This window comes from Providencia sp. PROV048 (assembly GCF_033688165.1).
Lineage (GTDB): Bacteria > Pseudomonadota > Gammaproteobacteria > Enterobacterales > Enterobacteriaceae > Providencia > Providencia hangzhouensis.
The window spans coordinates 413,170-426,681 of the sequence record NZ_CP096360.1 but is presented as its reverse complement, the minus strand read 5'-3'; the positions used below and the strand labels follow the sequence as shown (position 1 = coordinate 426,681).

At 44.3% G+C, this 13,512-nt stretch carries 5 protein-coding genes, 1 tRNA gene and 3 rRNA genes; 1 reads left to right on the top strand and 8 read right to left on the bottom strand.

The features are described from left to right. Window positions 1-85 precede the first annotated feature (85 nt). From aceA to M1F26_RS01840, 8 genes are all read right to left on the bottom strand, one after another. Window positions 86-1,393, bottom strand: a complete 1,308-nt coding sequence (aceA, locus tag M1F26_RS01875) for an isocitrate lyase (RefSeq protein ID WP_140172881.1) — start codon at window positions 1,391-1,393, stop codon at window positions 86-88. Between the two features lie 56 nt (window positions 1,394-1,449). Next, entirely contained in the window at window positions 1,450-3,048 is a 1,599-nt protein-coding gene (aceB, locus tag M1F26_RS01870; protein ID WP_140172879.1) for a malate synthase A, read from the bottom strand. Between the two features lie 365 nt (window positions 3,049-3,413). Continuing rightward, window positions 3,414-4,343 carry a homoserine O-acetyltransferase MetA gene (gene metA / locus M1F26_RS01865; RefSeq protein WP_110592635.1) on the bottom strand — a complete coding sequence of 310 codons (930 nt, stop codon included), beginning with the start codon at window positions 4,341-4,343 and terminating at the stop codon, window positions 3,414-3,416. A gap of 1,221 nt (window positions 4,344-5,564) precedes the next feature. After that, window positions 5,565-5,680 (bottom strand): 5S ribosomal RNA (gene rrf / locus M1F26_RS01860). 137 nt (window positions 5,681-5,817) lie between these two features. Further along, window positions 5,818-9,014: ribosomal RNA gene (locus tag M1F26_RS01855) — 23S ribosomal RNA — on the bottom strand. A 349-nt stretch (window positions 9,015-9,363) separates the two neighbouring features. Next, a tRNA-Glu gene (locus M1F26_RS01850) sits at window positions 9,364-9,439 on the bottom strand. 130 nt (window positions 9,440-9,569) lie between these two features. Beyond that, window positions 9,570-11,109: ribosomal RNA gene (locus M1F26_RS01845) — 16S ribosomal RNA — on the bottom strand. The 16S, 23S and 5S rRNA genes sit together here with 1 tRNA gene alongside, the layout of an rRNA operon. A 352-nt stretch (window positions 11,110-11,461) precedes the next feature. Continuing rightward, on the bottom strand, window positions 11,462-11,620 hold the full coding sequence (locus M1F26_RS01840) for a hypothetical protein (protein WP_164454916.1): 159 nt from the start codon (window positions 11,618-11,620) through the stop codon (window positions 11,462-11,464). Between the two features lie 301 nt (window positions 11,621-11,921). Between M1F26_RS01840 and purH the strand changes: the two genes are divergently transcribed. Continuing rightward, window positions 11,922-13,511, top strand: coding sequence for a bifunctional phosphoribosylaminoimidazolecarboxamide formyltransferase/IMP cyclohydrolase (gene purH, locus M1F26_RS01835; RefSeq protein ID WP_140172904.1), 1,590 nt, complete (start codon window positions 11,922-11,924; stop codon window positions 13,509-13,511). The last annotated feature ends 1 nt before the right edge of the window (window position 13,512 follow it).

Here is a 13,512-nt window from a genome sequence, read left to right as displayed (position 1 = left end):
ATAAAAAACAGGCACTAAACGTGCCTGAAAAATTAACAGATACAGCTAACCAACAGAAACACCGATTGAAAGGGAAATAATCTGACTAGAATTGCTCTTCTTCAGTCGAGCCAGTTAATGCTGTCACTGATGAAGTGCCCCCTTGAATAACTGTTGTCACTTTATCAAAATAGCCTGTTCCTACCTCCTGTTGATGCGAAGAGAAGGTATAACCTTTATTAATTGCAGCAAACTCACACTCTTGGACTTTTTCAACATAATGCTTCATGCCTTCACCTTGTGCATAGGAATGAGCTAAGTCAAACATGTTGAACCACATACTGTGAATACCTGCTAACGTAATGAATTGGAAGCGGTACCCCATTGCTGAAAGCTCATCTTGGAATCGTGCAATCGTGCTGTCATCTAAATTCTTTTTCCAATTAAATGATGGAGAACAGTTGTAAGCTAATAATTTACCAGGGAATTTAGCATGAATAGCTTCAGCAAACTGTCTTGCCGCTTCAAGGTCAGGTTTTGACGTTTCACACCAAACAAGGTCTGCGTAAGGTGCATAAGCTAACCCACGACTAATTGCTTGCTCAATTCCTGCTTTGGTACGGAAAAAACCTTCAGAGGTGCGTTCTCCAGTAACAAAAGCCGCATCATAAGCATCGCAGTCAGATGTTAGAAGATCGGCTGCATCGGCATCTGTTCTAGCAACCAAAATAGTTGGTACACCTGAAACATCCGCCGCTAAACGAGCAGCAACCAGCTTCTGAATCGCTTCTTGAGTAGGTACAAGGACTTTCCCACCCATATGACCACACTTCTTAACCGCGGCTAATTGATCTTCAAAATGGACAGCCGCAGCCCCTGCCTCTATCATATTTTTCATAAGTTCGAAGGCATTTAATACGCCACCAAACCCAGCTTCCGCATCCGCGATAATAGGTAAAAAATAATCAATATACTCTTTGTTGTCAGGGCCAATACCATTCGCCCACTGAATTTGGTCTGCCCGACGGAATGTATTATTAATTTTCTTAACTACCGATGGTACTGAATCGACAGGGTAAAGTGATTGGTCTGGATACATACTTGATGAAGTATTTGCATCCGCGGCTACCTGCCAACCTGACAAATAAATAGCTTCAATACCTGCTTTCGCTTGTTGTAACGCTTGCCCACCGGTTAAAGCTCCCAGTGCATTTACATAACCTTTCTTTGAACCACCATGTAATTGCTCCCAAAAGCGTTCTGCACCTTTGCGTGCTAAAGAGTGTTCGATATTCACAGAACCACGTAATTTCACTACTTCTTCCGCAGTATATGGGCGAGTAATACCTTTCCAACGTGGTTTTTTCCATTCACTTTCTAATTGGGCAATTTGTTCTAAGCGCGATGTAGTCATGATCCACTTCCTTTATAAGAATATGTAGGGTTTATCGAATTTTCTATTTACTATGCTTAATCTAATAATTGGTATCCGGGGATAGTTAGGAATTCTATAAGTTCATCCTGCGTTGTAATGCGTCGCATTAATTCCGCAGCCTCACGAAAGCGGCCGCTTTGAAAGCGCTTATCACCAAGTTCTTTTTGGATAACCTGTAACTCTTCATCCAGCATTTCTTCAAATAATGCCTTAGTGACTTTTTCACCGGTAGACAATGTTTTACCGTGGCGGATCCATTGCCAAATTGAAGTACGTGAAATTTCTGCTGTCGCAGCATCTTCCATCAAACCATAGATAGGTACACAGCCATTCCCTGAAATCCATGATTCAATATATTGCACTGCAACACGAATGTTAGCCCGCATCCCCGCCTCGGTTCGTTCGCCCTCACAAGGCTCTAATAGCTGGTCAGCCGTAATTTCTTCATCGAAATCACGAGATACATGTAGCTGGTTTTGGTGCCGACCAAGTGCTTGATCAAACACATTCATAACGGTATCCGCTAAACCCGGATGTGCAACCCAAGAGCCATCGTGCCCATTTCTCGCTTCTAGTTCTTTGTCTGCTTTTACTTTCGCTAGAATAGTTTCATTTTCTTGGGGGTCCTTGCTCGGTATAAAAGCAGACATTCCCCCCATCGCAAATGCTCCACGACGGTGGCACGTTTTAATTAATAAGCGCGAATAGGCACTTAAAAATGATTGTGTCATTGTGACAACTTGGCGGTCTGGCAATACTCGGTCAGCATGCTCTTTCAATGTTTTGATATAACTAAATATGTAGTCCCAACGCCCACAATTCAGCCCCACAATGTGGTGACGCATGTGATATAAGATTTCATCCATTTGGAATACAGCAGGTAATGTTTCGATCAGTACAGTTGCTTTGATCGTGCCCCGAGGTATACCCACGGAGTCTTCAGCCAGACTAAAAACATCGCTCCACCATTTTGCTTCCTGACAAGACTCAAGTTTTGGGATATAAAAGTAAGGACCACTCCCTTTTTCTAATAACGCTTGATAGTTATTAAAAAAGTAAATAGCGAAATCAAACAGGCCTCCAGGAATAGGCTTACTTCCTGATAAAACATGTTTTTCATCTAAATGAAGACCACGAACACGAGCAATCAAAACTGCTGGATTTGATTTTAATTGGTAAACCTTTCCATTTTCATTGGTATAAGAAATATCACCGCGGATCGCATCCCTTAAATTGATTTGGCCATCGATCAATTTTTCCCATGAAGGTGAAAGGGAATCTTCAAAATCTGCCATAAATACTTTTACATTGGCATTTAAGGCATTAATAACCATTTTACGTTCAACCGGACCCGTAATTTCGACACGGCGATCTTGTAAATCTTCAGGGATACTTTGAATTTTCCAATCTGATTTTTTTATGGAATCAAATTCTGAAATAAAGTTAGGTAAAGAACCAGCATCTATCTTTTGCTGTCTGACCTCTCTATCTTTTAATAATTTTTCTCGGCGAGGAAGAAACTCTTCAACTAGTTTAGAAAGAAATGCAATAGAATCAATATGTAATACTTGTCTTTCAAACTGTTCAATATTCTTTGTGAATGTTAATTCCGATATAGATAATTGCTGCTCCATCGACCAAACCCTCATTCATCGTTGACTATGAAATAAGCATAAGATCAAAATAGATATAAATCAAAAACGATTTCCATTTTAATTAAAAAGTCAAATATCTTATTGATAATAATGAATTTTAAATAAATTTATAAATTGATTAACCATTCCTTTAACTAGTCAAAAATGTTAAATAGTCGTTAAATCAACTAATTATAGAAAACTGTATTTTTAAAATTTTTCTTTGAAAACAAAAAAAGCAGCTAATAAATAGCTGCTTTCAGACTAACTGTGGCTCCACTTTCTACTATATAAGCTTGATTTAAACTGGTGGAACCAGTAAAAAAACTTATTTTATTGCAATTCTTAAATTTATATTTCTTTTTTTAATCTAACGTTGGTTCCATATTCGTAAGATCAAAAGGTGTGATCTGGTACACATAATAATTCAACCAATTTGAGAACAACAAGTGCCCATGACTACGCCAACTCACGAGCGGAGGGTTGTTGGGATCATCATTTTTGAAATAATTGCATGGGATCTGAGGAGAAATACCAGCATCTAGATCACGCCAATATTCTTGTGCAAGAGTATCTCCATCATATTCAGGATGGCCTGTCACAAATGCTAAGCGTTTGTCTTTTGACCCAAACAAATAAGCACCAGCCTCCTGTGAACTTGCTAAAATCTCTAGGTCAGTATGCTGTCGGATAAGATCTTCAGGAAAATCAGCGTATCGAGAGTGAGGCGCATAAAATGAGCCATCAAACCCTCTAGTTAATAAAGCGTACGGCTCTAACGTATCATGCTGATAAATACCTGATAATTTTTCTTCTCTAGTCCATTTTGGTAAGTCATACAATACCTTTAAAGCCGCTTGTACAGCCCAACAAACGAAAAGGGTTGATGTCACATGTTGTTTCGCCCAAGCTATCACCCTTTCTATTTGTTGCCAGTATAATACGTCATTAAACTCAACCAGACCTAACGGAGCTCCCGTTACAATTAAGCCATCAAAGTTTTGATCCTGTATATCTTCAAAATCACAATAAAAGGTATTTAAGTGCTCCGTTGGGGTATTCTTTGATTCTCGCTGGTCAATTCGTAATAGTTGAATATCAACCTGTAATGGTGTGTTCGACAGCAAACGCAGAAACTGGTTTTCAGTTTCTATCTTTTTCGGCATCAAATTGAGTATTAATACTTTCAAGGGACGGATCTCTTGATGACTTGCTCTTGTTGTTGTCATAACAAAAACATTTTCTTCTCTCAAGAAATTAACTGCCGGTAGTTCATCTGGTAAACGAATAGGCATCATTCATCCCCTCTTTTATCTGTTTATACGTTTAGACTTCTAGAATGCTAAATAATCTAACTAATGTTATCCGTCTTGTCGAGCCTTTCAAGGTTAAATGAAATAATTTCAAGCACTGTAACTTATAGTTTATTTCTAATAATTATATACAGCTATTAACCTTCTTATCTTCAATATATTGTATTAGTGATTACTACTTTTATTTGCCATAAGCTATTAGTAATTATTCTGTGAATAATATCTAAGATACTGTTATTTGATTGGGCTCTTATTCTAGCTGCTATACTGGCTTCCAAATTATGATGACGATTTGAATTCAATTAAAATATTAAACCGAAGTTGTTACTCACTACTTTGCATTTAGAATATCTATTCGTCACACCAATACAACCGCTTATCCCCCATTGCTTCTCCTAACTCCTGCCACCCCACCTTCACCAACAGCCACCATCCCCTTCAACAAGTGAGTTGTTACTTACTACTTTGACTCAAGTGGTGTCATTCATCATCGTGATGGGCAAACACCTAATCCACAGTACTCATTTGATATTTTTAAAGTTATCTTTTCCGCAAAACAACAAGTGAGTTGTTACTTACTACTTTGACTCAAGCGGTATCATTCATCACCGTGATGGGCAAACATCCAATCCACAGTACTCTCGTGATATTCTTAAAATTCCGCTACCCTAAACAATCTGTGAGCTGTTACTCACTACTTTGCATCCACAATATCCATTCAGCGCACCAATACAACCGCTCCCCCTCCATTACTTCTCCTAACTCCTGCCATCTCACCATCACTAGCAGCCACCATCCCTTTCAACAAGTGAGTTGTTACTGACTACTTTGGCTCAAGCGATGTCATTCATTACCGTGATGGGGAAACACCCAACCCACAATATTTATTTGATTTTATTAAAATTCCGCTACCCTAAATAATCTGTGAGCTGTTACTCACTACTTTGCATCACGCACTCTCATTAATGATGGTGATAGATAGAGGGGAGCCCCAAGAGTAGCTAAAAAAGATGAAGAGACGTGTAATACATCGTCTAATGAGAAAGTAAGCGATAAAAAAGGAATTAAAATTAGGGAGTAAAGCATTAAGGAACTGAGGAACTAAAGCTTAGGCCCCCCTCCTAATCTCAACACCCACTGTTTTTCTTTTTTTCTCCAAACGCAAAAAAGCCACCCAATGGGTGGCTTTCTCACTAATTTAATGTCTGGCAGTTCCCTACTCTCACATGGGGAGACCCCACACTACCATCGGCGCTACGGCGTTTCACTGCTGAGTTCGGCATGGGGTCAGGTGGGACCACCGCGCTATTGCCGCCAGACAAATTCTGTGTGTTCCCGTTTAGTTTTTTCTTCACTAAACCAGAACCTCAATCTCAAACAAGCTGCGTGTCCTTCACCTTCCGGCTTCTCACTTCTCGAAAACAACTCCATCTCTCTAAAACACCTTCGGTGTTGTCAGGTTAAGCCTCACGGTTCATTAGTATTGGTTAGCTCAACGTATCGCTACGCTTACACACCCAACCTATCAACGTCTTAGTCTTAAACGTTCCTTTAGGACTCTTAAAGAGTCAGGGAAGACTCATCTCAAGGCAAGTTTCCCGCTTAGATGCTTTCAGCGGTTATCTCTTCCGCACTTAGCTACCGGGCAATGCCATTGGCATGACAACCCGAACACCAGTGGTGCGTCCACTCCGGTCCTCTCGTACTAGGAGCAGCCCCTTTCAATCTTCCAACGCCCACGGCAGATAGGGACCGAACTGTCTCACGACGTTCTAAACCCAGCTCGCGTACCACTTTAAACGGCGAACAGCCGTACCCTTGGGACCTACTTCAGCCCCAGGATGTGATGAGCCGACATCGAGGTGCCAAACACCGCCGTCGATATGAACTCTTGGGCGGTATCAGCCTGTTATCCCCGGAGTACCTTTTATCCGTTGAGCGATGGCCCTTCCATTCAGAACCACCGGATCACTAAGACCTACTTTCGTACCTGCTCGAGCCGTCACTCTCGCAGTCAAGCTGGCTTATGCCTTTGCACTAACCGCATGATGTCCGACCATGCTTAGCCAACCTTCGTGCTCCTCCGTTACTCTTTGGGAGGAGACCGCCCCAGTCAAACTACCCACCAGACACTGTCCGCACCCCAGATAATGGGGCAACGTTAGAACATCAAACATTAAAGGGTGGTATTTCAAGGTTGGCTCCATGCAGACTGGCGTCCACACTTCAAAGCCTCCCACCTATCCTACACATCAAGGCTCAATGTTCAGTGTCAAGCTATAGTAAAGGTTCACGGGGTCTTTCCGTCTTGCCGCGGGTACACTGCATCTTCACAGCGAGTTCAATTTCACTGAGTCTCGGGTGGAGACAGCCTGGCCATCATTACGCCATTCGTGCAGGTCGGAACTTACCCGACAAGGAATTTCGCTACCTTAGGACCGTTATAGTTACGGCCGCCGTTTACTGGGGCTTCGATCAAGAGCTTCTCCTTACGGATAACCCCATCAATTAACCTTCCAGCACCGGGCAGGCGTCACACCGTATACGTCCACTTTCGTGTTTGCACAGTGCTGTGTTTTTAATAAACAGTTGCAGCCAGCTGGTATCTGCGACTGGCTTCAGCTCCATGGGTAAACCACTTCACCTAATGCCAGCGTGCCTTCTCCCGAAGTTACGGCACCATTTTGCCTAGTTCCTTCACCCGAGTTCTCTCAAGCGCCTGAGTATTCTCTACCTGACCACCTGTGTCGGTTTGGGGTACGATTAATGATAATCTAGAGCTTAGAGGCTTTTCCTGGAAGCGGGGCATGAGCTACTTCATCACCGTAGTGACTCGTCGTCGGACCTCAGCATATAGTGAACCGGATTTGCCTAATTCACCTGCCTACATCCTTAAACCGGGACAACCGTCGCCCGGATAGCCTAGCCTTCTCCGTCCCCCCATCGCAATTATCACCAGTACGGGAATATTAACCCGTTTCCCATCGACTACGCATTTCTGCCTCGCCTTAGGGGTCGACTCACCCTGCCCCGATTAACGTTGGACAGGAACCCTTGGTCTTCCGGCGTGCGGGTTTTTCACCCGCATTATCGTTACTTATGTCAGCATTCGCACTTCTGATACCTCCAGCATGCCTCACAGCACACCTTCACAGGCTTACAGAACGCTCCCCTACCCAACGAACGTATCCTTAAACTGACTGCCTGACGTTTCCGCCTCGACTTTGTTGGACGCATTGACGTCGCTTCGCTCCGTCAATCGTTTTGATACATTTGAGTATCACTTAATCAGTTTAAGTGATACGTTCGCTGCCGCAGCTTCGGTGCATAGTTTAGCCCCGTTACATCTTCCGCGCAGGCCGACTCGACCAGTGAGCTATTACGCTTTCTTTAAATGATGGCTGCTTCTAAGCCAACATCCTGGCTGTCTGAGCCTTCCCACTTCGTTTCCCACTTAACTATGACTTTGGGACCTTAGCTGGCGGTCTGGGTTGTTTCCCTCTTCACGACGAACGTTAGCACCCGCCGTGTGTCTCCCGTGATAACATTCTTCGGTATTCGTAGTTTGCATCGAGTTGGTAAGTCGGGATGACCCCCTAGTCGAAACAGTGCTCTACCCCCGAAGATGAGTTCACGAGGCGCTACCTAAATAGCTTTCGGGGAGAACCAGCTATCTCCCGGTTTGATTGGCCTTTCACCCCCAGCCACAAGTCATCCGCTAATTTTTCAACATTAGTCGGTTCGGTCCTCCAGTTAGTGTTACCCAACCTTCAACCTGCCCATGGCTAGATCACCGGGTTTCGGGTCTATACCCTGCAACTCATTCGCCCAGTTAAGACTCGGTTTCCCTACGGCTCCCCTATACGGTTAACCTTGCTACAGAATATAAGTCGCTGACCCATTATACAAAAGGTACGCAGTCACCCCATCCTCAAATGTCCCGCTTGTCTTTGCGGCCAATCTTGCCCGATTTTTTAACTTCCGCTGCTCATGGACTTCGATGTCCACTGCGCTGCGGCTTGAAAAAATCAGCCAATCTTGTTGGCAAATCCTGCGCTGTTATTGTGATGGTTTTACACCCTCACTCAATTGCCGAGGCACTTGAGTGATGGGGCTCCCACTGCTTGTACGTACACGGTTTCAGGTTCTATTTCACTCCCCTCGCCGGGGTTCTTTTCGCCTTTCCCTCACGGTACTGGTTCACTATCGGTCAATCAGGAGTATTTAGCCTTGGAGGATGGTCCCCCCATATTCAGACAGGATAACACGTGTCCCGCCCTACTCGTCGAGTTCACAACACTAACACCTTCGGATACGGGGCTATCACCCTTTACTGCCGGACTTTCCAGACCGTTCTCCTGATGCTAATGCTGATTAAGACTCTGGGCTGCTCCCCGTTCGCTCGCCGCTACTAGGGGAATCTCGGTTGATTTCTTTTCCTCGGGGTACTGAGATGTTTCAGTTCCCCCGGTTCGCTTCGTTTGACTATGTATTCATCAAACGATAGTGCAACGAATTGCACTGGGTTTCCCCATTCGGAAATCGTCGGTTGTAACGGTTCATATCACCTTACCGACGCTTATCGCAGATTAGCACGTCCTTCATCGCCTCTGATTGCCTAGGCATCCACCGTGTACGCTTAGTCGCTTAACCTCACAACCCGAAATTGTTTCAACGTTCACCTTACTGTCATGGCTGTGCGTGCATTCCTTCTTTGTTGGGCAGTGCTCGCAATGCTCACATACTTATGTATGCTGCGCTTGCTGTGCGCTGGCCGCCGCGAAGGACTGACTGCTCGCTCATGCCACTCGCTAAAGTGACCGAAAATTTCAGGTCTGAAATTTTGAGAGACTCTCACATTGTTTAAGCGATAAACAATGTGCGTTGTTTTCAATTTTCAGCTTGTTCCAGATTGTTAAAGAGCATAATTGTTAAACCAACTACAATATAATTGGCTTAATCATTATTGGGGACATCGTCTTTCACTCGATATCGGCGCAATTGGCGTCCCCTAGGGGATTCGAACCCCTGTTACCGCCGTGAAAGGGCGGTGTCCTAGGCCTCTAGACGAAGGGGACACGAAAATCACAAAAACTTTTGTGCTTTCATGTAAGTCCTATTCTCTCGAATAAGTCTCCCACGTATAGCCTATTGCTCTACTTTCTATCAGACAATCTGTGTGAGCACTTCACAAAAACACTTCAATGGTAAGGAGGTGATCCAACCGCAGGTTCCCCTACGGTTACCTTGTTACGACTTCACCCCAGTCATGAATCACAAAGTGGTAAGCGCCCTCCCGAAGGTTAAGCTACCTACTTCTTTTGCAACCCACTCCCATGGTGTGACGGGCGGTGTGTACAAGGCCCGGGAACGTATTCACCGTAGCATTCTGATCTACGATTACTAGCGATTCCGACTTCATGGAGTCGAGTTGCAGACTCCAATCCGGACTACGACGTACTTTATGAGTTCCGCTTGCTCTCGCGAGGTCGCTTCTCTTTGTATACGCCATTGTAGCACGTGTGTAGCCCTACTCGTAAGGGCCATGATGACTTGACGTCATCCCCACCTTCCTCCGGTTTATCACCGGCAGTCTCCTTTGAGTTCCCGACCGAGTCGCTGGCAACAAAGGATAAGGGTTGCGCTCGTTGCGGGACTTAACCCAACATTTCACAACACGAGCTGACGACAGCCATGCAGCACCTGTCTCAGAGTTCCCGAAGGCACTAAAGCATCTCTGCTAAATTCTCTGGATGTCAAGAGTAGGTAAGGTTCTTCGCGTTGCATCGAATTAAACCACATGCTCCACCGCTTGTGCGGGCCCCCGTCAATTCATTTGAGTTTTAACCTTGCGGCCGTACTCCCCAGGCGGTCGATTTAACGCGTTAGCTCCGAAAGCCACTCCTCTAGGGAACAACCTTCAAATCGACATCGTTTACAGCGTGGACTACCAGGGTATCTAATCCTGTTTGCTCCCCACGCTTTCGCACCTGAGCGTCAGTCTTTGTCCAGGGGGCCGCCTTCGCCACCGGTATTCCTCCACATCTCTACGCATTTCACCGCTACACATGGAATTCTACCCCCCTCTACAAGACTCTAGCTGACCAGTCTTAGATGCCATTCCCAGGTTAAGCCCGGGGATTTCACATCTAACTTAATCAACCGCCTGCGTGCGCTTTACGCCCAGTAATTCCGATTAACGCTTGCACCCTCCGTATTACCGCGGCTGCTGGCACGGAGTTAGCCGGTGCTTCTTCTGTCGGTAACGTCAATCGTTGTTGATATTAGCAACAACGCCTTCCTCCCGACTGAAAGTACTTTACAACCCTAGGGCCTTCTTCATACACGCGGCATGGCTGCATCAGGCTTGCGCCCATTGTGCAATATTCCCCACTGCTGCCTCCCGTAGGAGTCTGGGCCGTGTCTCAGTCCCAGTGTGGCTGATCATCCTCTCAGACCAGCTAGGGATCGTCGCCTAGGTGAGCCATTACCTCACCTACTAGCTAATCCCATATGGGTTCATCCGATAGCGCAAGGACCGAAGTTCCCCTGCTTTGCTCCTTAGAGATTATGCGGTATTAGCTACCGTTTCCAGTAGTTATCCCCCTCTATCGGGCAGATCCCCATACATTACTCACCCGTCCGCCGCTCGTCAGCGAGAAGCAAGCTTCCCCTGTTACCGCTCGACTTGCATGTGTTAGGCCTGCCGCCAGCGTTCAATCTGAGCCATGATCAAACTCTTCAATTAAAAAGCTTGATGCTCAAAGAATGTCTTACTGACCGTAACGTTCTTTTGTTCGGCTAACTTTGTCGGCTTCGCATCGCTTCCCTCGCCGTACCTAAGTACTGTCTCGGGTTATCTTTGCTCGCCTTCGCGTTATCCTTCCAAAATAAGCGTTACTACCTTATTTCATATATATGAATTAACGTGTTAGTCACTCTTCAAGACTTAAAATCAAATATTTTTTTGATAGTGTCCTGTGAGTGCCCACACAGATTGTCTGATAAATTGTTAAAGAGCGTTGCAGCTTTTCTTTATGAAAACCAACCTTTCGGTCGTTGCTGCGAGGAGGCGTATATTACGTTTTCCTCCGTGAGAGTCAAGCAATTTTTTGCTTTTTCTTTTCAGAATCTCTCGCTGCCGTTTCAGTGTTCATCGCGCTTTGCGTTGTCTTGTTCCCGGTCAGTGGATGCGCATTATAGGGAGTCAGAAAAATCTGGCAACCCCTTTTTTGCATTTTTTTATTCAACTGCTGCATTACACAGCAAAACCCCTACTTATACCGACTTATACACGAAGTTATCCACAACATGAAAATAATTTAAAAATTATCGCGCATTACGCAAACGTTTGCGTTACAATTGGCTCGAAATTTCGGCATTGATTTTGTTTTTATGTTCTGAAATTGTTAGTGACTTATATATTGTTATAGGGAAAGCTGGCCAATTCCGCTTTGCTTTCATCAATAGATATAATAGGTATATAAGAAAAGCTCTTTGAGTTTTTACTGACTGATATTCGTTATTGCCTTATTTATTCAAATCCAAGGGATCTATCTCATGCAACTGCTTCGTCCTATTCGTCGTGCCCTGCTTAGTGTGTCTGATAAAACAGGGGTTGTTGAATTCGCTAAGGCGTTATCTCAACGTGGTGTTGAGCTTCTATCTACTGGCGGTACTGCAAAGTTACTTGCTGAGTCAGGACTAAACGTAACTGAAGTTTCAGATTACACTGGGTTTCCTGAAATGATGGATGGTCGAGTGAAAACATTGCACCCGAAAGTGCATGGCGGAATTTTAGGTCGTCGCGGTACGGATGATGCCATTATGCAACAGTATGATATTGCCCCTATCGATATGGTCGTTGTTAATCTGTACCCTTTTGCCCAAACAGTGGCAAAACCAAATTGCACTCTTGAAGATGCTGTAGAAAATATTGATATCGGCGGCCCAACCATGGTGCGCTCCGCGGCTAAAAATCATAAAGATGTAGCAATTGTGGTGAATAGTAATGACTATCAAACCATCATTGATGAGATGGATAACCACGAAAACTCGCTAAATTGGTCAACTCGGTTTGACCTCGCAATAAAAGCTTTCGAACACACAGCTGCTTATGACAGCATGATTGCGAATTACTTTGGTGAATTAGTTGCCCCTTATTATGGTGATACGACCCAACCTTCTGGCCGTTTTCCTCGCACCTTGAATTTAAATTTTATAAAAAAACAAGACATGCGTTATGGAGAGAACAGCCACCAAGATGCTGCTTTTTATATAGAAGAAAACCCAAAAGAAGCTTCTATTGCAACTGCACAACAAATTCAAGGTAAAGCCCTGTCTTATAATAATATCGCTGATACCGATGCGGCTCTTGAGTGTGTTAAATCATTAGAAGAACCTGCTTGTGTAATTGTCAAACATGCTAACCCTTGTGGTGTCGCTATCGGTGATTCTATTCATACAGCTTATGATAACGCATTCAAAACTGACCCAACGTCTGCTTTTGGTGGCATTATCGCGTTTAACCGTCAATTAGATAAAGAAACCGCTCAAGCGATCATTGACCGCCAATTTGTAGAAGTCATTATCGCGCCTTCTGTTGCTAAAGATGCATTGCCTATTCTTGAGACTAAACAAAACGTTCGCGTACTTGAATGTGGTGAATGGAGCAAACCAGTTGCAGGTTTAGACTTTAAACGCGTGAATGGCGGTTTATTAGTGCAAGACCGTGACTTAGGAATGGTTGAAAAAGAAGAACTTCGCGTTGTGACTAAGCGCCAACCAACTGAACGCGAGCTAAAAGATGCGTTATTCTGTTGGAAAGTCGCAAAATTTGTGAAATCCAATGCTATCGTTTATGCCAAAAATGATATGACTATCGGTATTGGCGCAGGGCAAATGAGCCGTGTGTACTCTGCAAAAATTGCAGGTATTAAAGCCGCAGATGAAGGCTTAGAAGTCGCTGGCTGTGCAATGGCCTCAGATGCCTTTTTCCCATTCCGCGATGGTATTGATGCCGCAGCTGCTGTTGGAGTAACTTGTGTGATCCAACCAGGTGGTTCTATCCGCGATGAAGAAGTGATTGCTGCTGCAAATGAACATGGTATTGCAATGCTTTTCACTAATATGCGTCATTTCCGTCACTAAT